Origin of the sequence: Microbacterium sp. PA5, from assembly GCF_049860775.1 — a bacterium.
In the GTDB taxonomy this organism is placed as follows: domain Bacteria; phylum Actinomycetota; class Actinomycetes; order Actinomycetales; family Microbacteriaceae; genus Microbacterium.
Genome location: NZ_CP187567.1, coordinates 1,783,980 through 1,808,592, shown reverse-complemented (window position 1 = coordinate 1,808,592; position 24,613 = coordinate 1,783,980). Strand labels below are relative to the sequence as shown.

Annotated in this window: 18 protein-coding genes and 1 tRNA gene; 9 read left to right on the top strand and 10 right to left on the bottom strand. The window is 73.2% G+C overall.

Annotated elements, in window-relative coordinates:
* Nucleotides 1-65: 65 nt before the first annotated feature.
* On the top strand, nucleotides 66-3,161 hold the full coding sequence (locus ACPWUT_RS08485) for an ATP-dependent helicase (protein ID WP_425836523.1): 3,096 nt from the start codon (nucleotides 66-68) through the stop codon (nucleotides 3,159-3,161).
* Entirely contained in the window at nucleotides 3,158-6,457 is a 3,300-nt protein-coding gene (locus tag ACPWUT_RS08480; protein WP_425836520.1) for an ATP-dependent DNA helicase, read from the top strand. The genes ACPWUT_RS08485 and ACPWUT_RS08480 overlap by 4 nt, the downstream gene beginning before the upstream one ends.
* A gap of 34 nt (nucleotides 6,458-6,491) precedes the next feature.
* Here ACPWUT_RS08480 and ACPWUT_RS08475 read toward each other — a convergent pair whose 3' ends face one another.
* Nucleotides 6,492-7,715: a phosphotransferase gene (locus ACPWUT_RS08475; protein ID WP_425836517.1), complete on the bottom strand. Its 1,224-nt coding sequence runs from the start codon at nucleotides 7,713-7,715 to the stop codon at nucleotides 6,492-6,494.
* Between the two features lie 64 nt (nucleotides 7,716-7,779).
* On the opposite strand from ACPWUT_RS08475, the gene nudC reads away from it, so the two are divergent.
* Both nudC and ACPWUT_RS08465 read left to right on the top strand, forming a co-directional pair.
* On the top strand, nucleotides 7,780-8,685 hold the full coding sequence (gene nudC, locus ACPWUT_RS08470) for an NAD(+) diphosphatase (RefSeq protein WP_425836514.1): 906 nt from the start codon (nucleotides 7,780-7,782) through the stop codon (nucleotides 8,683-8,685).
* Nucleotides 8,682-10,412 carry an ATP-dependent helicase gene (locus tag ACPWUT_RS08465; protein WP_425836511.1) on the top strand — a complete coding sequence of 577 codons (1,731 nt, stop codon included), beginning with the start codon at nucleotides 8,682-8,684 and terminating at the stop codon, nucleotides 10,410-10,412. Before nudC ends, ACPWUT_RS08465 begins: the two co-directional genes overlap by 4 nt.
* Before the next feature lie 804 nt (nucleotides 10,413-11,216).
* Here the strand turns inward: ACPWUT_RS08465 and ACPWUT_RS08460 are convergent.
* The gene (locus ACPWUT_RS08460) at nucleotides 11,217-12,662 is read right to left on the bottom strand and encodes a zinc-dependent metalloprotease (protein WP_284527539.1); all 1,446 of its coding nucleotides are present in this window, start codon (nucleotides 12,660-12,662) and stop codon (nucleotides 11,217-11,219) included.
* Nucleotides 12,663-12,786: 124 nt separating this feature from the next.
* On the opposite strand from ACPWUT_RS08460, the gene ACPWUT_RS08455 reads away from it, so the two are divergent.
* Both ACPWUT_RS08455 and ACPWUT_RS08450 read left to right on the top strand, forming a co-directional pair.
* On the top strand, nucleotides 12,787-13,905 hold the full coding sequence (locus ACPWUT_RS08455; RefSeq protein WP_425836507.1) for a YlbL family protein: 1,119 nt from the start codon (nucleotides 12,787-12,789) through the stop codon (nucleotides 13,903-13,905).
* 86 nt (nucleotides 13,906-13,991) lie between these two features.
* Nucleotides 13,992-16,892 carry a UPF0182 family protein gene (locus ACPWUT_RS08450; protein ID WP_284527537.1) on the top strand — a complete coding sequence of 967 codons (2,901 nt, stop codon included), beginning with the start codon at nucleotides 13,992-13,994 and terminating at the stop codon, nucleotides 16,890-16,892.
* Nucleotides 16,893-16,934: 42 nt separating this feature from the next.
* On the opposite strand, the gene ACPWUT_RS08445 is transcribed toward ACPWUT_RS08450, so the two are convergent.
* The 7 genes from ACPWUT_RS08445 to idi are packed head-to-tail and all read right to left on the bottom strand — an operon-like array spanning nucleotide 16,935 to nucleotide 22,480.
* Nucleotides 16,935-17,804 carry a prenyltransferase gene (locus tag ACPWUT_RS08445; protein WP_425836504.1) on the bottom strand — a complete coding sequence of 290 codons (870 nt, stop codon included), beginning with the start codon at nucleotides 17,802-17,804 and terminating at the stop codon, nucleotides 16,935-16,937.
* Nucleotides 17,801-18,142 carry a lycopene cyclase domain-containing protein gene (locus ACPWUT_RS08440; protein ID WP_425836501.1) on the bottom strand — a complete coding sequence of 114 codons (342 nt, stop codon included), beginning with the start codon at nucleotides 18,140-18,142 and terminating at the stop codon, nucleotides 17,801-17,803. Before ACPWUT_RS08440 ends, ACPWUT_RS08445 begins: the two co-directional genes overlap by 4 nt.
* Nucleotides 18,139-18,468: a lycopene cyclase domain-containing protein gene (locus ACPWUT_RS08435; RefSeq protein ID WP_284527534.1), complete on the bottom strand. Its 330-nt coding sequence runs from the start codon at nucleotides 18,466-18,468 to the stop codon at nucleotides 18,139-18,141. Before ACPWUT_RS08435 ends, ACPWUT_RS08440 begins: the two co-directional genes overlap by 4 nt.
* A gap of 1 nt (nucleotide 18,469) precedes the next feature.
* Nucleotides 18,470-20,035 carry a phytoene desaturase family protein gene (crtI, locus tag ACPWUT_RS08430; RefSeq protein ID WP_284527533.1) on the bottom strand — a complete coding sequence of 522 codons (1,566 nt, stop codon included), beginning with the start codon at nucleotides 20,033-20,035 and terminating at the stop codon, nucleotides 18,470-18,472.
* Entirely contained in the window at nucleotides 20,032-20,883 is an 852-nt protein-coding gene (locus tag ACPWUT_RS08425; protein WP_284527532.1) for a phytoene/squalene synthase family protein, read from the bottom strand. The genes crtI and ACPWUT_RS08425 overlap by 4 nt, the downstream gene beginning before the upstream one ends.
* Nucleotides 20,880-21,935 (bottom strand): polyprenyl synthetase family protein, encoded by a 1,056-nt coding sequence (locus ACPWUT_RS08420; protein ID WP_284527531.1) that lies wholly within the window; start codon nucleotides 21,933-21,935, stop codon nucleotides 20,880-20,882. The genes ACPWUT_RS08425 and ACPWUT_RS08420 overlap by 4 nt, the downstream gene beginning before the upstream one ends.
* Nucleotides 21,932-22,480: an isopentenyl-diphosphate Delta-isomerase gene (gene idi / locus ACPWUT_RS08415; protein WP_284527530.1), complete on the bottom strand. Its 549-nt coding sequence runs from the start codon at nucleotides 22,478-22,480 to the stop codon at nucleotides 21,932-21,934. The genes ACPWUT_RS08420 and idi overlap by 4 nt, the downstream gene beginning before the upstream one ends.
* 72 nt (nucleotides 22,481-22,552) lie before the next feature.
* Between idi and ACPWUT_RS08410 the strand changes: the two genes are divergently transcribed.
* Entirely contained in the window at nucleotides 22,553-23,035 is a 483-nt protein-coding gene (locus ACPWUT_RS08410; protein WP_425836494.1) for a MarR family winged helix-turn-helix transcriptional regulator, read from the top strand.
* Nucleotides 23,036-23,102: 67 nt separating this feature from the next.
* Here ACPWUT_RS08410 and ACPWUT_RS08405 read toward each other — a convergent pair.
* A tRNA-Met gene (locus tag ACPWUT_RS08405) sits at nucleotides 23,103-23,176 on the bottom strand.
* Between the two features lie 94 nt (nucleotides 23,177-23,270).
* Here ACPWUT_RS08405 and ACPWUT_RS08400 point away from each other — a divergent pair.
* A complete protein-coding gene (locus ACPWUT_RS08400) occupies nucleotides 23,271-23,795 on the top strand; it encodes a DUF6328 family protein (protein WP_284527528.1) in 525 nt (174 codons plus the stop codon).
* Nucleotides 23,792-24,613, top strand: coding sequence for a carbon-nitrogen hydrolase family protein (locus ACPWUT_RS08395; RefSeq protein ID WP_284527527.1), 822 nt, complete (start codon nucleotides 23,792-23,794; stop codon nucleotides 24,611-24,613). The genes ACPWUT_RS08400 and ACPWUT_RS08395 overlap by 4 nt, the downstream gene beginning before the upstream one ends.

Below are 24,613 nucleotides of genomic sequence, written 5' to 3'. Positions count from 1 at the left end.
TCTCGCGCGCCACTCCGACTCTACGACACCCTCGGGTGTCGGGCGCGGCGGCTAGCGTGGAGCGTATGCCGCCGTCTCCCGCTCTGGTCTCCGACGACGCCCAGCGCACGGTGATCGCGCTGCCGGCGGACGCCTCGGGCGTCGTGGTCGGCGCTGCCGGATCGGGCAAGAGCTCGGTCATCCTCGCGAGGGTGGCGGCGCTGATCGGCGGCGGACTGTCGCCCGAGGAGCTGGTCGTCCTCACGCCGACGCGGCCCGCGGCGACGGCGCTGCGCGACGAGCTCGCGCTGGCCGTGGGGGTGGCGACCGCGGGCCCGCTGGCGAAGTCGGTGGCCGCTCTGGCGTTCCAGGTCGTGCGCAGCGTCCGCGTGAGCGCCGACGCCGATCCGCCTCAGCTCCTCACGGGTCCGGACGAGGACGGCATCATCCAGGATCTGCTGGCCGGCGACGCGGAGGACGAGGCGGAGGGGGCGTCGCGATGGCCGGCGTGGCTCCCGGCCGATGTCCGCGCCGCCCGGGGCTTCCGCGCGGAGGTGCGCGCCTTCCTGGCGGAGATGACCACGCTCGGCATCGACCCGCCGATGCTCGCGACGCGCGCCGAGCGCGAGGGCGTGGAGGTGTGGGCGTCGATGGCCTCCTTCGCCCGGGAGTACCACGACGTCCGTGCGCGGATGCGCGGTGCGCACCGCGACGCGGCCGGGCTGGTGCGCGAGGCGGTCTCGCTGCTGCGGGCGCTCCCCGAGGGTGCGCGCGAGCTGGGTCCGCTGGCCTCGCTGCGCGTGGTGCTGGTCGACGACGCGCAGGAGCTCACGAGCGGCGGAGTCGAGCTGCTGGAGGCGCTGCGCGCCCGCGGCGTCGCGGTGCTCGCGTTCGGCGACCCCGATGTGGGCTCCGGCGCCTTCCGGGGGGCTTCCCCCGAGAACTTCGCCCGCCTGGCCTCGGCGGGCGAGGTGCACGTGCTCACCGGCTCGCACCGCGGCACACCGTCGCAGCTCGACCTCGTCGCCGAGGTGACCTCGCGCATCGGGGCCGGTGGCGTCGTGTCCCATAGACGGCGGCCGAGCGGGGCCGATCCGGACGGATCGGTGCGCGTGCACGCGCTCCGGTCGGCCGGCGAGGAGTACGACACGATCGCCCGCCTGCTGCGCGAGCGGCACGTGCACGACGGCATCCCGTGGGCCCAGTGCGCCGTCATCGCCCACGACGCGCGGCAGGTCGCGGCGCTCGAGGACGAGCTCGCGGCGCGCGAGGTGCCCACCGGGGCGACCGGGCCGACGCGCACGCTGGCCTCGTCGGCCGCCGTGCGCGACCTGCTGCGGATGGTCGAGCTCGCCGCGGAGGATCCGCGGCAGTGGGAGGCGGACGCGGTCGTCGAGGCGCTGCGCGGGGCCGGGATGGACACGGTGGAGCTTCGTCGCCTGCGCACCGCGCTGCGTCACGCCGCACTCCGTCGCGAGGATCCCGACGATTCCCCGGCGCGGGAGCTCCTGCTGTCGGCGATGCGGCATCCGCTCGACTTCGAGCTGCTCGACACCCGTGAGGGACGCCGCGCGGCGCGGGTGGCCCAGACGCTCGAGGCGCTGCGCAGCCAGCTCGCGGAGGGTGCGACGGCGCACGAGCTGCTGTGGACCGCGTGGGAGCGCTCGGGACGCGAGCGCGCATGGCAGGAGGCCGCGCGCGGCCATGGCCCGCTCGCCGACCAGGCAGGCAGGGATCTCGACGCGGTCGTGGCGCTCTTCCAGGCGGCCAAGCGGCACGGTGAGCGCGAGGACGGCACGTCGGCGCTCGCGTTCGTCCGCGGCGTCCTGGACTCGGACGTCGCCGAGGACCGCTTGAGCGCCCCCGTGCCGCACGACGCGGTCCGCGTGATGACGCCGGCCGGCGCTCTCGGCGCCGAGTTCGACACCGTGGTGGTCGCCGGCGTGCAGGACGGCGTCTGGCCGAACCTGCGGGTGCGCGGGAGCCTCCTGGAGACCTGGCGGCTCGGACTCGACGAAGGCGTGGATCCGGCGACCGTCGATCGGCGCCGCGCGGTGCTCCACGACGAACTGCGGCTGTTCGCGCGGGCGGTCTCGCGGGCACGCAGCCGCGTCGTCGTCACGGCGGTCGACGACGACGACACCGGTCCGAGCGTGCTGTTCGAGCTCCTGCCGCCGGCCCAGCCGGCCCCGCGGTCGGCCGAGCACCCGCTGTCGCTGCGCGGTCTCGTCGCACAGCATCGCCGCAGCCTCACCGCCGACCGCGTCCCGCCGCCCGTGCGGCAGGAGGCTGCCGAGCAGCTGGCGCTGCTGGCGGCCGCGGGAGTGGCGGGGGCGCCACCCGAGCACTGGTACGGGATCGCGCCGGTGTCGACCGACACGCCGCTCTACGACCTCGGCACCGAACAGGCCCGCGTCTCGCCGTCCAAGCTCGAGTCGATCGACGAGTGCCAGCTGAACTGGGTGATCGGCGACCTGGGCGGTGACTCCGGCACCGTGACGGCGGGCCTGGGCACCCTGATCCACGCCGCGCTCGAGCATGCGGAGGGCGCCGACGAGGAGGCCCTCTGGGCGACCGTGGAGGAGCGGTGGGGCGAGCTGGAGTTCGAGGCGGCCTGGATCGAGCGCGCCGAGCGCGTGCGAGCCCGCGACCTCGTGTCGCGCCTCGGACGCTACCTGCGCGACGTGCAGGCCGCCGGAACGCGCCTGCTGAGCGCGGAGCCGCACTTCGAGCTCGAGGTCCCCGTCGAGGGCGCCGGCCTTCCCGCCGTCATCAGCGGCACGGTCGACCGCGTGGAGCTCACCGCCGAGGGCACGGTCGTGATCGTGGACCTCAAGACCGGCCGCTCCCAGGCCACCGGGACGGCGGCGGCCACCGGCAACCCCCAGCTGAGCGCGTACCAGCTCGCCCACGAGCGGGGGGCGATCCCCGCCGCGGCGGGACTGCCCGCGGGAGGCGCCAAGCTCCTGGTCCTCCGGCAGACGCGCAACGCGCCCTATGCGACGCCCGCGCAGCAGCCCTTCGACGACGAGACGCGCGGCGCGTTCCTGACCCGCATCCAGCAGGCGGTGCAGGTGATGGGCGGGCGCGAGTTCCTCGCCCCCTACGAGGCGCACTGCCGGGACGACCACACGCACGGCCTCTGCCGGATCCACACGGTCGGGGCGGTGAGCTCCACGTGACCGACGGCACCCGCGCGCTCCTCTCGCCTTATGCGGTCGCCGCCGCCCTGGGACAGTTCCCGCCCACCGAGGAGCAGGCCGCGGTCATCGCCGCACCGCTGGCGCCCGCGCTGGTGGTCGCCGGCGCGGGCAGCGGGAAGACCGAGACCATGGCCGGGCGCGTGGTCTGGCTGGTCGCGAACGGTCTGGTGCGGCGGGAGGAGGTGCTCGGCCTCACCTTCACCCGCAAGGCGGCGGGTGAGCTGGCCGAGCGCATCCAGCGCAGGCTCCAGCGGCTGGCGGAGTTCGAGCAGCGCGGGCTGCTTCCCCGCCTCGCCGAGCTGCATGCAGCCGGTGCCCTCGACGTCTTCGCCCGGATGGAGCAGGCGGGCGCGCCGGAGAGTGCGCGCCGCGCCGCGCTGGACGCCCTGGCGGCAGGGGCTCCCGCCGCCGAGGCCCCCGCCGACGCGATGCTCCACCGCCCGACGGTCGCCACGTACAACAGCTTCGCCGACGCGATCGTGCGCGAGAACGCCGTCCGCGTGGGCCGCGACGCCGAGGCCGTGGTGCTGAGCGAGTCGGCGGCGTGGCTGCTCATGCGCCGGGTCGTGCACGATGCGGACGACCCGCGTCTGGAGGGCATCGAGTACCGGCCCTCGACGATCATCGACGCCGCCCTGCGGATCGCTCGCGATGCCGCCGACAACCTGGTGGACCTCGACCTGCTCGCCGCCTTCCCGGAGACCCTCGCGCAGGTGCGGGAGCGGCCCTCCCGCCGGCAGGGCCAGGGCGTCTACGCCGACGTGAACAAGGCGCTCGCGGCGATCGACGGCCTCGGCGTCCTCACCTCGCTCGCCCGCGAGTACGCCGAGCAGAAGCGGCGGCGCGGCGTGATCGACTTCTCCGACCAGGTCGCCGGAGCGCTCGAGATCGTCCGCGGCCATCCGTCGGTGGCCGGGGAGCTGCGCAGCCGCTACCGCGTCGTCCTCCTGGACGAGTACCAGGACACGTCGGTGGTTCAGAGCGACCTGCTGGCCGAGGTGTTCGCGGGGACGGCGGTCATGGCGGTGGGCGATCCGCATCAGTCGATCTACGGATGGCGGGGCGCGAGCGCGGGCAACCTGGGCGGATTCGCGGCGGCGTTCGCTCCGGCGGGCGACAGCGAGACCTTCGCGCTGCTGACGAGCTGGCGCAACAGCGAGTCGGTCCTGGCCGCCGCGAACGCGGTGCTCGAGCCGCTGGCGACGCGGTCGCAGGTCACGGTGGGCGAGCTGCGGGCCCGCCCGCAGGCGCCGCGGGGCCGGGTCGACGTCGGCTACGACACCGACGCCGACGGCGAGGCGGAGCGCGTCGCCGAGTGGTTCGCGCGCGTGCGCACCGAGCGTGCCGCCGAGGGACGGGGGACCACCGGTGCGGTGCTGTTCCGTGCGAAGAAGCACATGGTGCGCTTCGCCGACGCTCTCGCGCGCCGCGGCATCCCGCACCGCATCCTGGGGCTCGGGGGCCTGCTGTCCACGCCCGAGGTCGTCGACGTGGTCTCGGCGCTGCGGGTCATCAGCGATCCCACCGCGGGATCCGCGCTCATCCGGCTCCTGTCGGGGCCGCGATGGGCGATCGGTCTCGCCGATCTTCGCGCGCTGGCGGCCCTCGCGCGGCGGATCGCTCGTCACGACACCGCCCTGCAGCAGCTCGACGCGAACGTCGCCGACCGCATGCGCCGCGCGGGCGACGAGTCCGCCTCGCTCGTCGACGCCCTCGACTTCGTGCTTCGTCAGCCGGCCGACCACGGCTGGCTGACGGGGTTCAGCGACGCCGGCCGCGCCCGGCTCCGCGAGGCCGCCGCCGTGTTCGCGGGCCTCCGACGCGCGGTGGGCATCCCGGTGCCCGATCTGGTGCGACTGATCGAGATCGAGCTCCGGCTGGACATCGAGCTGGCCGCGAACGAGTCGCGCGGTCCGGCGCGCATCGCCGGCGATCAGCTGCGTGCGTTCGTGGACGAGCTGCAGGGCTTCCTCGCCACCGACGACTCCGGATCCCTCTCCGCGCTGCTCGCGTGGCTGGACCGCGCCGAACGACTGGACGAGTTCGCGCCCCGCACCGAGCCGCCCGAGGACGACGTCGTGCAGCTCCTGACGATCCACGGATCCAAGGGTCTGGAGTGGGACGCCGTGGCCGTCGTCCGCGCCGTCGAGGAGGAACTGCCGGCCAAGGCGCGGGACGGTCTCGGCTGGCTGCGCTTCGGCGTGCTCCCGTATCCGTTCCGCGGCGACCGCGACTGGCTGCCGCGTCTGCGGTGGGGAGCCGACGACGCTCCCACCCAGCAGGATCTCCGTGACGAGCTCCTGGCCTTCAAGCAGGCGCTGGAGGAGCGCCGCCTCGAGGAGGAGCGCCGGCTCGCGTACGTGGCCGTCACGCGCGCCCGCGATCATCTGCTCCTGACCGGTGCCGCGTGGTCCGGTACGCGCGCGCCGAGGGCGGCCAGCCCGTTCCTCCGCGAGATCGCGGCCGCGCTCGACCTCGTTCTCGATGCCGACGGCGACCCGGGTGAGGATCCGTACCTCGATGAGCGTCGCCTCCTGTCGTGGCCGCTCGATCCGCTGGGGGAGCGTCGGAGACGGGTCGAGGAGGCCGCCGCCGCCGTGCGCGCGGCCGCCCGGCGGCCCCCGGCCGAACCGTCGCGCGATCTGGCACTGCTCCTGGCGGAGCGGGAGGCGCGGCGGTCGGGCCCGGCGCCGGTCGCGCCGACGCGGATCCCGGCGTCGCGGTTCAAGGAGTTCGCGGGGGATTACGCCGCTGCCGCCGCGGCTGCGGCGCGCCCGCTGCCGGAGAGGCCCTATCGGCAGACGCGGCTGGGCACGCTCTTCCACGCGTGGGTCGAGCAGCGCTCGGGGATCAGCGGCGCGGGCGCCTCCGACGACGACGGCCTGTGGGAGCAGGAGGACGAGTCGGTCGCGATGGCGGGCGCGGACACCGCAGCGCTCGCCGCGCTGAAGGAGCGCTTCCTCGCCTCGGAATGGGCCGGCCTGCAGCCGATCGCCGTCGAGACCGAGATCGACTTCACCGCCGACGACCTGCTGCCGGACGGCCGCCCCCACATCGTGATCTGCAAGCTCGACGCCGTGTACGAGCGCGAGGGGCGGATCGAGATCGTCGACTGGAAGACGGGACGCCCGCCCCGCACCGCCGCGGAGCGGGAGGAGCGGATGCTGCAGCTCGAGCTGTACCGGCAGGCGTACCACCGCAAGCACGGGACGCCGCTGGAGAGCATCGACGTCGTCCTGTACTACGTCGCCGACGACCTCGTTCTCCGAGGCTGACGCCGCCGCGCCTGCGCGCGCCGGTGTGCTGCGGTCAGGCCGTCTCGGTCCAGCGCCGGAGCGCGTTGCGCGCCGCCTGGTCGGGGTCGTCGGCGTCGGCGTGCTCCGGGGGGAGGTGCGGCGACCACTCGGACAGCTCGATCGGAGCGGTCTCCTCCTCCGTGACGCCGGTGCCGCTCGTCGCCGCCTCGGCCGGGTGATCGCTCGTGTACTCCCCGAGCGCCTCGGCGTCGTAGGTGTCGGTCTGCATCGAGGTGTCCACGGCCGCGGCCTCGGGCACCCGTCCGAACGCGGCGATGGCGTCGTCGACGGTGACGGCCTCCTGCGCGAGGGGCGGCGCATCGCGCACGCTCTCGTCGAGGGCGTCGAGCAGCGCGACCGCGTCGGCGACGACGCCGTCCGCGCCTTCGGCGTGCCCGTGCACGAGCCACGATGCGAACTCCAGCTCGGCGTGGAGGCGCGCCCGCTCCCACAGGGCGCCGTCGACGGCGCGGTGCGACGCCTCGGCGTAGGCGTCGAGCACGTCGACGCGGGCATCGGGTCCGGAGGCGAGCCAGCGCAGGTCGACGGCGGGGTCGCCGACGGCGAGTCCGCCCCAGTGAAGCAGACCCGTGATCGTGGGGGCGCCCTCGGCGTCGTCCTCGAAGAGGAACGAGGCGGGGTCGACGCCGCCGAGGATCACCGTCGTCTCGAAGTGCCAGAGCGCGTCGGCGGCGATCGCCGCGCTCCAGCGGCGCAGCAGGCCGAAGGGGAGAAGGCCGGTGGCCTCGGCGCGATCGAGCAGTCGCTCGGCCTCGGCGCGCACTCGGGTCGCGTCGAGCACCGGGAGCCCGGCGTCGCGGACGACGGAGGCCGGCAGGTCGTGGACGGTCGCGATCGCGGCGCCGAGCGCGGTCGCCACGCCCGGTCCGGGAGGGACCTGCGCCGCATCGACCCGGTATCCCGGCAGCCAGGTCTGCACGACGACGGCGCTGCCGCCGAGGACCGTGTCGCCGAGGACGACGGGAGCAGTGAACGGCACCACCGCCCGCACGCCGGCGGTGAGAGCGGCGAGGGCGCGAGCCTCGGCGCGCAGGTCGCGGTCGGCGTCGGCGTCGACGGGCACGCGGACCACCACGCGGCGGCCGTCGTCGAGCGCGGCGAGGGCGCTGTCGTAGCGTCCGGCGGCGCCTTCGGTCAACGAGGCGACGCCCACGACTCCCGCGCGAGGAAGGGCGGCCGTCACCGACGCGGCTAGAGTGAGAGGTGAGCGTGCCATGCCCCCCAGGGTAGGCGGGGCACGTCCCGGTGCCTTCGCGCCACGCCCGCAAGAGAGGTCCTCGATGACGCCGACGGACGCCCCGAAGCTGCCCCCGCTGGCACGCGCGAGCTTCGACCGCGCGGCCGACGAGCGCGCCGAGCCGGGGATCGTCGAGCGCCTCCGGGGCCGCTCCGACACCCGGGTCCTCGTCGTGCGCGGCGACACCGCGCCCCTGTCCGAGGACGGGACGCTCGCCTTGTCCGCCCCCGCCGAGGTCGGTGCCGGAGCCGTCTGGGCCTTCCTCGGCCGCACGACCGACGGCACGGCGGTGCTCGTCGCGGCCGTCGACGCCGAGGCGGACGCACCGGTCGCCGCGTCGACGTGGGGCTCGCTGCGCGTCGTCGGCGGCGACCTCCCCGCAGAGCAGGCCGCCCTCTTCGTCGGCGCGCTCGCTCTCGGCCGCTGGCTGATCGACTCCGCCTACTGCCCTCGCTGCGGCGGGACGACCACGCTGCGATCGGGCGGCTGGGCGCGCTCGTGCACGGTGTGCGGACGCGAGCACTTCCCGCGCACCGATCCGGCGGTGATCGTCGCGGTCACCGACGAGCCCGGCGAACGCCTGCTGCTCGGCAAGAACGCCATGTGGGCGGAGCGCAACATGTACTCGACCTTCGCGGGGTTCGTCGAGGCGGGGGAGTCCCTCGAATCGGCGATACTGCGGGAGATCGAGGAGGAGGCGGGCGTGCACCTCACCGACCTGCGGTACCGGGGCTCTCAGTCCTGGCCGTACCCGCGCTCGCTCATGCTCGGCTTCCACGCCGTCGCCGCCGACCCGGACCGTGCGCGCCCCGACGGCGAGGAGATCGTCGACGTCAGGTGGTTCACCCGGGCCGAACTCGTCGCCGCCTTCGCCGGCGAGGGCGAGGTCCGCCTCCCCGGACGCGCGTCGATCGCCCACCGGCTCATCCGCGACTGGGTCGAGGCGTGAGCGGCGACCCTCTCGACGTCCGCGACCCCCTCGACGCCCTCGACGAGGCGCAGCGGGAGGCCGCGTCCGTCCTGCGGGGCCCGGTCTGCGTGCTGGCGGGCGCGGGGACGGGGAAGACGCGGGTGATCACGCACCGCATCGCGCACGGCGTCGACACGGGGGCCTACTCGCCCACGCGCGTCATGGCGGTCACGTTCACCGCGAAGGCCGCGGGCGAGATGCGCGGCCGGCTGCGCGCGCTGGGAGTCGAGGGCGTCGCGGCGCGGACGTTCCACGCCGCCGCACTGGCCCAGCTGAACCACTTCTGGCCGCAGGTCGCCGGCGACACGGCGCCCACCATCCTCTCCGGCAAGGTCCGGGTGCTGGGGCAGGCCGCCGACGCGCTCGGGCTCCACCTGGACGGCGCGACCCTGCGCGATGTGGCCGCCCGGATCGAATGGCGCAAGGTCACGATGCGCTCCATCGAGCAGGCGGCGCGAGACCGCCCCGATGCGATCGGGCGCGTGGACGTGCAGGCGATGGCCGACCTCCAGCGGGCGTACGAGAAGATCAAGGACGAGCGGCGCCAGCTCGACTTCGAGGACGTGCTGCTGGCCTGCGCGGGCATGCTCGAATCCGAGCCGCGGGTGGCCGCGCAGGTGCGCGAGCAGTACCGGCACTTCACGGTGGACGAGTTCCAGGACGTGTCGCCGCTGCAGAACCGGCTGCTCGAGCTCTGGCTCGGCGACCGCCGCGACCTGTGCGTGGTCGGCGACGCCAGCCAGACCGTGTACTCCTTCGCCGGCGCCGATCCGCGCTTCCTGCTCGGCTTCGAGGAGCGCTACGCCGACGCGAAGGTCGTGAGGCTGGAGCGCAACTACCGCTCGGATCCGGCGATCCTCGACGTGGCCAACGAGCTCATGCGCGGCAGGCCGGGCGCACTCCATCTCCACTCGGACGCCGCGCGCGGCGAGACTCCGGTCGTCACGGCGTACGCCGACGACGCGACGGAGGCGCAGGGGATCGCCGGCCGGATCGCCGCGCAGCTGTCGGCCGGGGCCGATCCGAGCGACATCGCCGTGCTGTATCGCGCCAATGCGCAGTCCGCGGCACTGCTGTCGGCTCTCGCCGCGCGCGGGATCCCCGCGACGGTGCTCGGCGGCACGCGGTTCTTCGATCTCCCCGAGGTCCGCCAGGCGCTCCTCGCCCTCCGCGGCGCGTCCGTCGCACCCACCGACAGCGGCTTCGTCGCCGCCGTCCGCGATGTGCTGCGCTCCCTCGGCCTCACCGATGAGCCGCCGCCGGCGGGCGGCGCGCTGCGGGAGGCGTGGGAGGCGCGCGCCGCTCTGCTGCGGCTGGCCGAGGACGCCCCCGCCGACATGACCCTCCGCCGCTTCACCGACACCCTGCTGGCCCGCGCGAAGGACCAGCACGAGCTCGCGCTGCGCACCGTGACGCTGGCGACGCTCCACGCCGCCAAGGGGCTCGAGTGGGACCACGTGCACCTGGCCGGCATGTCCGAAGGGCTTCTGCCGATCTCGTACGCCACGAGCTTCACGGAGATCGACGAGGAGCGGAGACTGGCCTACGTGGGGGTCACGCGGGCCGCGCGTACGCTGTCGCTGTCGTGGTCGCAGACGAGCGGTCACCGAGAGCGTCAGCGGTCGCGGTTCCTTCAGGAGATCGGCACAGGCACCGTGCGTGCGGCCGATGGGCGCGCCACCTCCGCCGGGCGCTCGCGGCGCTGACCGACACGGACATCGACGACGTCTGCGCCGGAGTGCGCAGCAGACGGGCGGCCAGGAGCGCCGCTTCGAGCAGGAGCGCGGGCTCGGTGGGCAGCGGCGGTCTCGCCAGCAGCTGTGCGGCCAGCAGCGGCCATCCCGCGTCCGCCTCCCGCCGGTGGGCATGCAGGCAGGCGAGGCAGCCGGTGCGGCCGGGGACGACGAGCGGTCCGATGTCGACGCGGTCGCCCGACAGCTCGATGGGCAGGTGGGTGACGTCGGCCGAGGCGAGCTGCGCGGCCCGCCGGGGGTCCACCAGCCGGTGGGCGACGACGGCGACGGGAAGGCGGTGGTCGTCGGTCGGCCAGCGACGGACGGCCGCGACGCGCACTCCCGCGTCGCGCAGCGCCTCCTCGAGCGTCGCGGCCTCGAGCCGGTCGAAGTCCGGCGGCAGCTCCAGCACCACATCGGGACCGGCCTCGGCCCGGGAGATGAGAGCCGGACGGATGTCGTCGAGGAACCGCTCCACGTCGCGGGGGGCGGCGCCCAACCCGGCCGCGAGACGCCCCACCATCGCATCGGGCACCCCCGACTGGAGCGCATCGATCAGCCGCTCCTGCCACGGCGTGACGTCGTCGATCCGCGCGACGGCGTCGGCGCCGAACTGCACCGAGGTCGGCGTGCGCCACAGGGGCACGTGAGAGGGGGCGAGCCGCAGCATGGCCCGATTCTGCGGGTCGCCCGAACCCGCCGGGCCGACTGTCCACAGCAGGCGGAGACCGGGCGGGACCGGCGGTCGTGGGGAGGAGCCGCAGCGGCGGCCCACGCTCAGACCGGGCGGGGGTCCTCCGGCGCGTCCGTTCCGTCGTCCGTCTGCGCGTCGCCTTCCGGTCCGGCGGGGGAGTCGGGGGAGAGCCCCTCGGATCCGTCGGCTGCCGCGGCCAGCAGGGCGTCGAGGGCGTCGTCCATGGCGTCGCGCTCGGGCGCGTCTCCGCGCGCGGCCGCCTGCAGCCGCGCGATGAGCGCGGCCGGGTCGTCGATGTCCTCGGCCGAGGGCATGAGGTCGGGATAGTCCCACAGTCCGTCGCGCCCGGCCGTGCCCACCGCGTCGGTCACCGCGCGCCACATCGCGGCCGCCTCGCGCAGTCGGCGCGGACGCAGTTCGAGGCCGACGAGCGAGCCCATGGCCCGCTCCGCGGGACCGCCCACGGCCCGGCGGCGCCGGACCGCCTCGGCGATGCGGTCGGCGGCGGGAAGCCGCTCGGTGGCGTCCGCGGTCACGACGTCGACCCAGCCCTCGATGGTCGCGAGCAGGTTCTCGAGGCGCGTCAGGGCCGCCGTCTGGGCCTCGGATCGTGCGGGCAGCAGTGCTCCGGACTCGAGGGCCTGGCGCAGCTCCTCGGGCGAGGACGGGTCGAACCGCGAGGCGAGCTCCTCGAGCGCGTCGGTGTCGACGTGCAGGCCCCGCGCGAACTCCGTGACCTGCGAGATCACATGCAGTCGCAGCCATTTGGCGTGGCGGAACAGGCGCGCGTGGGCGAGCTCGCGCGTGGCCAGGTAGAGAGCGAGCTGCTCGTCGTCGATCTCGAGGTCGCGCCCGAAGTCGGCGAAGTTCTGCGGCAGGATCGCCGCCTCGCCGTCGGGCAGGAGCGGGATCCCGACGTCGCCGCCGGACACGACCTCCTGCGAGAGGGCGCCGACCACGGCGCCCAGCTGCGCGGCGAACAGCGAGCCGCCCACCGTGCGCATGAGCCGCCCGGCGCCGGCGGCCATGTCCTTCATCTCCTCGGGGAGCTGCGTGCCGATGGCCTCGGTCATCGCGTCGGCGATGGAGGTCGCCACCGGCTCGGCGAGCTCCTGCCAGACGGGCAGCGTCGCTTCCACCCACTGTCCTCGCGTCAGAGCGCGCGGCGCGGTGGCCAGTTCCGAGATGGTCGTCGCCTCGCTCAGCCACAGGGTGGCCAGCGCGAAGGCGTGATCGAAGTCCTGCCGGTCGCCGCTCGAGATGCCCAGACCGTCCTTGTTGGCCAGGTGGAGGGCCTGCGTGCGCGCAGCGGCCCAGTCGATCCCCCCGTCGCCGCCGGCGGCGAACGCGCCCTGGAGCTGTCGGATGACCTGCTGCATCATCGCCGGGTCCAGACCGAGGCCGCGCAGCTGCTCGAACTGGGCGGGATCGATGCCGCCCGGTCCGCTCGGGAAACCGCCCTGGCCGCCGAGGAGGTTGCGCAGCAGCTCGGCGAAGTCGTCGGGATCGGGTCGGTCGTCGTCGGTCATGTCAGGCGCCTTTCAGCAGGATGATGACATCGCGTTCTACGCTAGTCGCACGTGTTCGACGCCCGTCCGGCTCGAGGGCGTCTCGTGTACGCCGGCCGCGAACGTCCGGCCAGGAAGGTCTGACGTGGCACTGTTCGATGAGCGCGACGACGTCGTGCCCGCTCCCCGTCGACGACTGCCGCGCTCGACGGTCGCCGGCATCTGGGCCCTCACCGTCGCGCTGCTCGCGCTGCTGGCGCTGACGGTCCTGCCGACGTCGTTCGTCGTGCAGCAGCCCGGCCCGGTGTTCAACACGCTCGGCACGGCGAAGGACGCCGACGGTGCCGAGGTGCCCCTGATCTCCGTGTCGGGCGCCGAGACGTTCCCGACGGCGGGGTCGCTGGACCTCCTGACGGTGCAGGTGGTCGGCAACCGCGACCGCACGCCGTCGTGGTTCGAGCTGGCCATGGCCTGGTTCGATCCCTCGCGCGCCGTGCTGCCGATCGAGGACGTCTTCCCGCCCGATCAGACCACCGAGGAGCGCAACGAGCAGAGCGCCGCCATGATGGTGGACTCCCAGAAGGAGGCCACCGCCGCCGCGCTGACCGAGCTCGGCTACGACGTGCAGCCGATGGTGCGCGTCTATGCGCTGACGGAGGACTCGGCGGCGCAGGGGATCCTCGAACCCGATGACATCATCCGGCAGGCCGGCGGCGTCGACATCGCCGACACCGAGGCGCTGCGCGCGGTCATCAACGAGGGCGGCGGATCGCCGGTCTCCCTGGTCATCGAGCGGAACGGACGCGAGGAGACGGTCGAGGTGACGCCGCGCCAGGCCGACGTCGATGGTCAGACGCTCTGGCTCATCGGCGTGACCACGCTCCACGACTACGTCTTCCCGATCGACGTCACCATCCAGCTCGACAACGTCGGCGGCCCGAGTGCGGGCATGATGTTCGCGCTGGGCATCATCGACACCCTCAGCGAGGGGGAACTCAACGGCGGCGAGGACATCGCGGGCACCGGGACGATCGACTCGGCCGGCACCGTGGGACCGATCGGCGGCATCCGGCAGAAGCTCTACGGCGCCGTCGACGCCGGGGCGGACTACTTCCTCGCGCCCGAGAGCAACTGCGACGAGGTCGTGGGGCACGTTCCGTCAGGGCTGCGCGTGTTCTCCGTGGCGACGCTCGACGACGCGCTCACGGTGCTCGAGACGCTGCGCGACGGCGGCGATCTGGACGCCCTGCCCGGCTGCGAGTGAACCGGGCCGGTCGACGGGTCGTTCCTGGGAGAGATCGAGGAATCTCCACGGCGTCCACCCAGAAAGGGCGCGCCTAGGATGGAGGGGTGACCACGACCTCAGCGCCGAACCAGGCCACGCCCAACCCGCTCCGTCGCGCCATCGGCATCACCCTGGCGGTGATCGCCGCCCTGGTGGTGGCCTTCTTCACGTTCGCGAGCCTGTTCGCCGACTGGCTCTGGTACGAGCAGCTGGGCTTCGACGGCGTGCTGGTCACGCAGTGGACGGCGCGCGTGGTCATGTTCCTGGTCGGCTTCGCCGCGATGGCGGTGCCCGTCTTCATCGCGATCCAGCTGGCCTACCGCCTCCGGCCCGTCTACGCGCGACTCACGTCTCAGCTCGACCACTATCAGGAGGTCGTCGAGCCGCTGCGCCGGCTCGCCATGTGGGGCATCCCCGTCTTCTTCGGCTTCTTCGCCGGCTTCGCCGCGTCGGCCCAGTGGGAGACCGTGTGGCTGTGGATGAACCGCGTCGCCACCGGTGACGCCGACCCCCAGTTCGGGCTGGACACGAGCTTCTACCTGTTCGAGCTGCCGTTCTACACGTCGCTGCTCGGCTTCGCCTCAGCGGTGCTGCTGGTGTGCCTGGCCGTCTCGGCCGTGGTCGCCTACCTCTACGGCGCCGTCCGCGTGGGACAGCGGGAGCTGCGGATCTCCAAGTCGGCGCGCATCCAGCTCGCCGTCCTCGCGGGGCTCTACCTCGCGGTGCAGGCCGTGAGCCTCTGGCTCGACCGCTACAAGACGCTGCTGTCCGAGGGCGAGCGGATCACCGGCGCCGGCTACACCGACGTGCACGCGATCATCCCCGGGCTGGCGATCCTGTCGATCGTCGCGGCGATCGTCGCGGCGCTGTTCTTCGTGACGGCGATCATCGGCCGCTGGCGCTTCCCGCTGATCGCGACGGGACTGCTGATCGTCTCGTCGCTGGTCGTCGGCGTCGCCTACCCGTGGTTCGTCAACCAGTTCCAGGTGATCCCGAACCAGGAGCGCCTGGAGAGCACGTACTACCAGCGCAACATCGACGCCACGAAGAAGGCGTACGGCATCGACGGGCTGGAGAAGATCGGCTACGACGCGGTGACCACGGTGGAGTCCGGTCAGCTGCGCGAGGACGCCGAGACGACCTCGTCCATCCGGATCATGGACCCCGCGATCATCCCGCCCACGGTGCGCCAGCTCGAGCAGTACCGCTCGTACTACCAGTTCTCCGAAGCCCTCGACGTCGACCGCTACGAGATCGACGGCGAGTCCCAGGACACCGTCATGGCCGTCCGCGAGCTCAACCTCGGTCAGCTCGGTCAGGCCGCGTCCTGGTACAACACGACTCTCGTGTACACCCACGGCTACGGCATGGTCGCCGCCAAGGGCAACGACCGCACCGCCGACGGCAACCCCGTCTTCCTCGAGCGCGGCATCCCCACCTCGGGCGTCCTGTCGTCGCAGGAGGAGTACGAGCCGCGGATCTACTTCGGCGAGTCCTCGCCCACATACTCGATCGTCGGCGCCCCCGAGGGCACCGAGGACATCGAGCTCGACTACCCGCGCGGCACCGACGAGGGCGCCGCCCAGACCAAGACGACGTTCACCGGTGACGGCGGGCCGACCATCGGCGGCATCTTCAACCGCCTGATCTACGCACTCAAGTTCCAGTCGACCGACATCCTCTTCTCGGATGCCGTCAACGAGGAGTCGCAGATCCTCTACGACCGCAACCCCGTCGACCGCGTGCAGAAGGCGGCGCCCTACCTCGAGCTCGACAACGACCCGTACCCGTCGATCGTGGACGGCCGCATCGTCTGGATCGTCGACGGATACACCCTGAGCGCCAACTACCCGTACTCGTCGATCGTGAGCCTCCGCCAGGCGATCAGCGACACCACCACCAACGCGGCGCGGGTCGCGCTCGACGACGTCAACTACATCCGCAACTCGGTGAAGGCCACCGTCGACGCCTACGACGGCTCGGTCACCCTGTACGCCTGGGACGAGACCGACCCGCTGCTGCAGGCGTGGCAGAAGGTCTACCCGAGCACGCTGAAGCCGGTGTCGGAGATGTCCGCCGACCTGATGAGCCACGTCCGCTACCCGAGCGACCTCTTCAAGGTCCAGCGGGCCATGCTCGGCACCTACCACGTCGATGACGCGGCATCGTTCTACGCGCGCGACAACGCCTGGAAGACGCCCAACGACCCCGTCTCGCGCACCGAGGTGCTCCAGCCCCCGTACTACCTGACGATGCAGATGCCGGGGCAGGACGAGCCGACGTACTCCATGTTCACGTCGTTCATCCCCGCCTCCGAGGGCGAAGGGTCGCGGAACGTCCTCATGGGGTATCTGGCCGTCGATGCGAACGCCGGCTCCACCAAGGGCGTCAAGGGCGAGGGCTACGGCAAGCTGCGGATGCTGGAGATCAGCGCCGACGTGAGCGTGCCGGGTCCCGGCCAGGTGCAGAACACGTTCAACTCGGACCAGGAGATCTCCTCGCAGATCAACCTGCTCAAGCAGGGGCAGTCCGAGGTGCTCAACGGAAACCTGCTGACCCTCCCGGTCGGCGGCGGCCTGCTCTACGTCCAGCCGGTGTTCGTGCAGGCCTCCAGCGGCACCCAGCTGCCGGCGCTGCGGAAGATCCTGGTCGCCTTCGGTGACGAGGTCGCCTTCGAGGACACGCTGCAGGAGGCGCTCGACGCGATCTTCGAGGGCGACTCGGGAGCCAGCACCGGAGACGGCGACGTCACCCCGACGCCGACGCCCAGCGGCACGCCGGGCGAGGAGCCGACCGATCCCGGCGAGGGCACGGACGTCGCCATCCAGACCGCGCTCCGCGAGGCGCAGCAGGCGATGCTCGAGCGCGACGCGGCGCTGAAGGCGGGCGATCTCGCCGCCTTCGCCGTCGCCGACGACAAGCTGACCGCCGCTGTGGAGAAGCTCATCGCCCTGAGCGGCGACTGAGCGCCGATCGACCTCCGACCGGGTGGCCCGCCCTCTGGCGGGTCACCCCGTCAGGAACCACCACCAGATGAGGAGCAGCGTCACGGCGAAGCCCGTGAGCTGGTTGATCCACAGGAACCGTCGCCAGCCGGTCGTCGCTGCGGTGCACTCCTCGTCGGCCAGGCTCCGGTAGGGCCACACGGCGGCCAGGTACGGGAGCACGAGCACGGCCGCCAGCGGTCCCGGCCACGCGCTGCCGAGCATCGCGAGACCGGACAGCGCGTAGCACGCGAGGGCGAGACGCACCGTCGTCCGCGCGCCGAGCGCGGTCGCGATGGAGGCGATGCCCGCCTCGCGGTCGGCGACGATGTCCTGCACCGCGCCGAAGGCGTGCGAGGCGACGCCCCACAGGGCGAACGCCCCGATCACTGCGAGGAGCGGCCATGTCCAGGTGGCCGAGGCGAGCACCAGCCCGTACACCGCGGGCGAGAAGAAGTGGATGCTGCTGGTCACGGAGTCGGCGAAGGGCCGCTCCTTCAGGCGCAGCGGCGGAGCGGAGTAGAACACCACGAAGAAGAGGCTCACCGCGAGCACGCCCCAGGACGCCGGTGAGCCGACGGCCACGAGGTACACGACGAACGGAAGGCACGAGAGCGCGGAGGCCCAGAGCGTCGTGCGGTGGAAGCGGCGGTCCAGCACCGATCCGTGCGCGCCGCCCTTGCGGGGGTTGCGGAGATCGGACTCGTAGTCGAAGACGTCGTTGATCCCGTACATCGCGAGGTTGTAGGGCACGAGGAAGAAGAGCGTGCCCACCACGAGCACGGCGTCGACCTCGCGGACCGTGAGCAGGTACGCGGCGGCGAAGGGGTAGGCCGTGTTGACCCAGCTGACAGGGCGCGAGGCGAGCAGGAGCTGCCGGACGGTGCCCGTCATGCCGCCGCCCGCCGCTCTCTTCCGGCGGGTGCCGCCGGCGCGCACCGAGGCGTGAGGAGCGCGTGCACGGCGGGGACGAGGAAGGCCGCGCACACGGGATACGCGAAGTCCTCGACGGGGGCGAGCCCGATCCGCACGCCGCTGATGAGCTCCTCGGGGTAGGTGAACAGCCCCGCGGCGATCATCGCGTTGTCGAACACGGCCGTCAGCACGACGAGCACGGCGGCGGCGATGCCCGATGCGGCCATGCGCCGGCCGAAGCGGGGCCTGCGGAGCGTCGAGAGGGTCACTGCGGCCGTCACCAGGGCGAACGGGAGCACGATGAGCGCGTAGGTCACCGGTCCTCCCTTGCGGCCCGATCCTGCCGACGCCGCACGGCGGCGAACACGAGCAGGGCGAGGTAGCAGAGGAAGGCGAGGAAGACGGGCTCCTCGAGAGGAAGGTGCGGGGCCAGATCCACGCCCAGGAGCACCGGGCTGTCTCCCTTCACGAACACCCCGGTCGCGATCCCCACGGCATCCCAGGCGAGGAAGAAGGCGGTGCCGAGGGCGACGGCGGCAGCGGTGCGCCCCGGGGTCCACCAGAACGCGAGACGGAACCGCGCATCGAGCGCGACCAGTCCGGCCGCCGACACCACGAGGCACAGGAGATACAGGCCGGGCACCTCAGCGCTCCGCCTCGACCGGCACGGGGAGCCGTCCCGCGCCCCGGTCGCCGCGCAGCCGCTTGACCACGAGCTCGGCCGAGATGAGGCACATCGGCAGGCCGATCCCGGGAAGGACGGACGCGCCGGTGTAGAGCAGCCCCTCGACCTTCTTCGAGACGTTCCGGGGCCGGAACACGGCGCTCTGCCGCAGCGTGTGGGCCAGTCCCAGGGACGTACCCCGCCAGATGCCGAGGTCGTCGGCGAAGTCGGCGGGCATGATCGTCCGGCGGACGCGGATGCGGGAGGCGAGGTCGGGGATCCCGGCCCATCGCGAGATCTGGTCGATCACGCGGTCTGCCACCCGCTCGACCTCGGGGTCGCCGCCCCCGTCGGTCCCGCCGTGCCCGAGACCGGGGTCGGCCGGGATGGGCACGAGCACGAAGAGATTCTCCGAGCCGGGGGGAGCGACGGTCTCGTCGGTGGCCGACGGGCGGCACACGTAGAGCGATGCGGGATCGGGGATGCGCGTGCGGTCGCCGAAGATGTCGCCGAAGTTCTTCTCCCAGTCGCGGGCGAACAGCAGCGTGTGGTGGGCCAGTTCGGGCAGTTCGCCGTCGACGCCGAGGAGCAGCAGGAGCGCACCCGGCGCCGGGGTGCGCGACGCCCACCAGCGATCGGGGTAGGACTGGAGCCGAGGCGGGAGCATGGTCGTCTCGGTGTGGTGCAGATCGGCGCCGGAGACCACGACATCGGACCGGTGCTCGGTTCCGTCCTCGAGGCGCACGCCGGTCGCCGTGCTGCCGTCGACGAGGATCTCCCGCACCGGCGAGCCCGTCAGGATCCGGACCCCCCGCCCGCGGGCGAGCCGTTCGACGGCGGCGATCAGCTCGGAGAAGCCGCCGCGGGGATAGAGCACCCCGTCGTCGAGATCCAGGTGGCTCATGAGGTGGTACAGGCTCGGGGCCTCGAACGGCGACGCGCCGAGGAACACCGCGGGGTACCCGAGGATCTGCCGCAGCACCGGCTCCTGGAAGAACTTCGCCACATGCCCGGCCAGCGGCCGCGTCAGGAGGGGGAGGAGGCGGGGGAGCTGGGAGACGACGCGGCGATCGCGCAGCCCCTCGGTGGACGCGTAGGTGTCGTAGAGGAAGCGGGAGACCGCGAGGTCGTAGGCGTCGCCGGCGGAGTCCAGGTAGGCGTCGAGGCGGGGACCCGAGCCGGGCTCGCGCTCCTCGAAGAGCGAACGCACGGCGTCCCGCCCGGAGGTGACGTCGACCCGCTCGCCGGGCCCGTCACCCGTGGGCTCGGCGTACACGCGGTAGGCGGGAGTCAGTTCGACGAGGTCGAGCTCGGCCGCCGCCGACGTGCCGAGCAGGGCGAAGAAGTGCTCGAAGACCTCGGGCATGAGATACCAGCTGGGCCCGGTGTCGAAGCGGAAGCCGTCCCGCGCCCAGGACCCGGCGCGGCCGCCCAGGTCGTCGCGGGCCTCGAAGAGCGTCACCTCCCAGCCGTCGTCGGCCAGGAGCGCGGCGGTCGCGAGCCCCGCGATGCCGCCGCCGATGATGGTCGCCGTGCGTGCGGTCATGCGTCAGCCTTCCTGGGAGGTCGTCCGGCGATGGCCCGCGCGGCGATCGCCGCCTTGACGGGCGCCGGCACGCTGACGCGCGCGTCGCCGTCGTCGTCGCGCAGTCGCCGCGTGAGCTCGGCGAACAGGCCGTGCGCCGTCGTGACGGCGCGACGGCAGTCCGCCGGCAGTTCGGGGATGACGACCGCCGCCGCGTCGAGGTCGGCCTGGATGCGCGCGAGCACCCCCGCCCGGTCGCTCGCGTCGCCCATCGCGAGGTAGTCGCGTCCGAGGCGTGCCGAGTCGTCGGCGAGGTCGCGCAGGAAGTTGATGTCCTGGAATGCGGCTCCCAGGCGCCGGGCGCCCTCGACGAGATGCGGCGCGGGCGCGACGGGAGCGGCGCGGCCGGCGTTGACGAAGACCTGCAGGCACATGAGCCCCACCACCTCCGCCGAGCCGTAGACGTACGCGTCGTGGGATGCCGCGTCGTGACGGGAGAGGTCGAGGTCGGTGCGCATGGAGGCGAAGAACGGCCGCACGAGATCCTCGCCGATGCCGCAGCGCGCCGCGGTGAGCGCGAAGGCGTGGACGACGAGGTTCGTGCTGAACCCTCGCCCGATCGCGGCCAGGGTCTCGTCCTCGAGGGCGTCGAGCAGGGCGCGCTGCTCGGCGGTGGGCACCCCCGCAGCCTCCGCTGCGCCGTCGACGATCTCGTCGGCGAGGCGGACCAGGGCGTAGACCTCGCGCACGCGCGGGCGCACGCGCGCGCCGAGCAGGCGGGTGGCGAGGGAGAACGAGGTCGAGTAGGTCGCGATGACCGCGGCGGCGGCGTCGCTCGCGCAGCGGTCGTAGAGCGCGCCGCCGGTCACGGGATCCGTCTCTCGATGGCGTCGGCCAGGGCCGCCAGCAGGACGACCGCCTGCGGGGGGAGCTCGGCGGAGCTCGCGTGGGCGCGGGCTCGGCGCAGGTTGTCGTGGACGAGCTCCTCGAGCCCGACCCGCGCGCCGCTCGCCTCGATCTCGCGCTGCGCGCGCCGGACGGCGATGGGACCGGTGTGGGCCACCGCGAGCGCGTCGCTCACGCGCGGCCAGGCGTCGGTCTGCCGGGCCAGCGCGATGAGCGGCGTGCGCTTGGCCTCGCGGAGATCAGCACCCGGGTCGCGTCCCGCCTGGCGGCGGGATCCGAAGGTGCCGATGAGGTCGTCGACGAGCTGGAAGGCGAGCCCCAGCGCGGCGGCGGCATCGGAGAGCGCCGCGTGCGAGGTGGCGCCGGCGAGCACCGCGCCGGCGCGCAGCGGCGCGCGGAACGAGTACACCGCCGTCTTGTCGTGGGCGGCCGTGAGCAGGGCGTGGGCGTCGGGGAGGTCGGCGCGCGCGGCGTGCTCCGCGTCGGCGAGCTCGCCGACCGCCGAGACGAGGATCGCCTCGTCGAGCACCGCGAACAGCTGGTCGCGCTCGTCGTCGGTGAGCGCCGCGGTGGCCACCAGCCGGGTGGCCTCGAAGAGGAGCAGGTCGCCCGCGAGCACGGCGGCCGCGTCGGCTACGGTGGCCGTTCCGCGGTCGTCCGCCCCGTAGGCGTGTGCGCGTTCGCGGAAGCGGCCGGCGACGTTGAGGATGCCCCGCCGTTCGACGTCTCGGTCGATGAGGTCGTCGTGGACGAGCAGGGCGGTGTGGAGGATCTCGAACGCCGCGGCGACATCCCACAGCGCCGGCGTGGCGGCCGTGTCGCCCCCGAAGGCGGTGAAGGAGGCGACGACGAGGGCCGGACGCAGCCGCTTGCCGTCGGCTGCGGAGGCGCTGACGGCGGCGGCGAGGGCCTGCGCGCCGTCGCCGTGAGGTGCGCAGCGCGCGGTGAGCCGGGCCAGCGCCCGGTCGATGGCGGCGTCGACGCGGGCGCGATGCGCGTCGGAGAGCTCGATCACGAGGCTCTCCGCTCCTGTTCGTTCGAGAGGACGTCCAGCTGCTCGGCCTGCAGCACCAGCCACGGGCTGAACGCCCAGGGCGTGGCGCGCAGTCCTGCCGCGAGCTCGGCGGGATCGACCCAGCGAGCCTCGGCGACCTCCCGCGGGTTCAGTTCCGGCTCGTCATCGGTGACCGCCAGGTAGACGGGGCAGACCTCATGCTCGACCATCCCGTTCGCATCGACCGCGCGGTAGCGGAAGAGAGGGAGGGCGAGGCGCACGTCGCGCAGCGTGATCCCGAGCTCGTGCTCCGCCCGGCGGTGGACGGCCGCGAGGACCGGTTCGGCGGGCCGCGGGTGGCCGCAGAACGAGTTGCTCCACACCCCGGGCCAGGTGCCCTTGTCGAGGGCGCGGCGGGTCACGAGGGTCTCGCCGCGCGTGTTGTACACGTGGCACGAGAACGCGAGATGAAGGGCGGTGTCGGTGCCGTGCACACTCGATTTGGGTGCCGTACCGATCTCGCGGCCATCGTCATCAAGCAGGACGACGAGGTCGACGGGGGACATTCTGCCTCCTATTGCTAGTTTATCTAGCGATTTTCAGCGATACTACCTACTCGCAGAGGAGGTGTCCACACGGTGGAGCGGGGCTGGGTTCCCGAGACCGCCCGCGAGGGTCTCGTGAGGGATGCGCTGCACGCCGTGCGCGCCTTCTCCGACGCCGTGGATCGCATGAACACGGGCATGCGCGGCGAGATGGACATGAACGCGAGCGATCTCGCCGCGCTGCGGATGCTCATCGTCCGCGAGCGGCGGGGGCGCTACGTGTCGCCCCATGACATCGCGACGCACCTGGCGATCTCGACCGCGTCGACCACCAAGCTGCTGGACCGGCTGACCGAGAGCGGCCACCTGGAGCGCCGGCCGCACCCTCACGATCGGAGGGCGCGCATCGTCGTGCTCTCGGAGAGCGCCAGGTCCGAGTTCGCCCGCCACTTCGGGGAGCGGATACGGCGGATGACGGCCGCGATGGACGACTACGGCGACGAGGAGCTGCGCGCCGTGGTGCGCTTCCTGGGCGACATGGCGGAGGCGCTCACGAGGCCTTCTCCCGCCGAGTGAGGACGCAGCGAGGGATGCCCGGACAGGCGGAAGGCCCGGAATCTCGAGGATTCCGGGCCTTCTCTCGTTGCGGGGACAGGATTTGAACCTGCGACCTCTGGGTTATGAGCCCAGCGAGCTACCGAGCTGCTCCACCCCGCGGCACAAGAAGAAAGCCTAGCACGGGTTCGGGGAGGGGGCGAATCCGGGTGGCGGGCGGTTGCCGTGCGTGCCGGCCAGCGGCGAGGATGTGAGCATGGCTGCAACTGCGGACGCGTCGCGCTCCGAGACCCGTACCGACGCCCGCCCGGGCGACGGCCGCGATGAGACCCGCAACGAACGCGCGGACCGCAACTGGAACGAGGTGCTGCAGGAGCTGCGCGTGCTCCAGACCGGCACACAGATCCTCACCGGCTTCCTGCTGGCGCTGGCCTTCCAGCCGGCGTTCGCCGACCTCTCGGGCGGGCAGCGCGTGTTCTATCTCGTGCTCGTCGTGCTCGCCGCGCTGAGCGCGATCATCGCGCTCGCCCCGGTCGCCCTGCACCGGCGCCTGTTCCGCCGCGGGGAGAAGCCGCTGACGGTCGCCTACGGGCATGCCGCACTGCTCACCGCCCTGGTGACCGTGTCGGCTCTCACGGTCGGCGTGGTCGCGTTCGTGTTCGACATCGTGGTGGGGGAGACCGCGGCGTGGATCGCGGCGGCGGTGCTGGCGGTGGTGATCGCCCTGCTGTGGCTCGCACTGCCCGCGGCGATGCGCGGCCGGCGGGGCGGCTCCCGATGAGCGCGGAGGCCGTGGGAGTCGCGGTGGCGCAGTTCGCCCCCGCGGCCGACGAGACGGCCAACCTCGTCACCATCGCCGCGCTGACCGAGCGGGCGGTCGCTCGCGGAGCGCGCGTCGTGCTGTTCCCCGAGTACTCGTCCTACTTCGTCGACCCGTTCGACGACACGCTGAGCGAGCACGCCCAGGAGATCGACGGGCCCTTCGTCGCGGCGCTCGTCGAGCTCGCCCGACGGCACGACATCACGGTGGTCGCCGGACTGCTGGAGCGCGGCACGCGATCCCCCGGGGAGGGCGGTCGCGTGCGCAACACGGTCGTCGCGGTGGACGGCACAGGGGTTCTGGCGACCTACCGCAAGCTGCACCTGTACGACGCGTTCGGACAGCGGGAGTCGGACTGGGTCGAGCCCGGGCAGATCGCCGCGCCGCAGACGTTCGAGGTGGGGGAGGTGCGGTTCGCGCTCATGACCTGCTACGACCTGCGGTTCCCCGAGGTCGCGCGCATCCTCGCCGACGCCGGGGCGCACGCGGTGCTGGTGGCGGCGGAGTGGGTGCGCGGGCCGCTGAAGGAGCACCACTGGCGCACGCTCCTGCACGCGCGGGCGATCGAGAACACGTTCTTCGTCGCCGCCGCCGACCACCCGCCGCCGCTGGGGGTGGGGGCGTCGCTCGTCGTGGATCCCCAGGGCGTGGAGATCGCCGGCGTGGGAACGGCCCAGGACGTCGCCGTCGCCTACGTCGACACCGCGACCGTCGAGCGGGTGCGACGCGTCAACCCCGCACTCCGGCTGCGCCGCTTCCGCGTGGAGCCCCGCGACTGA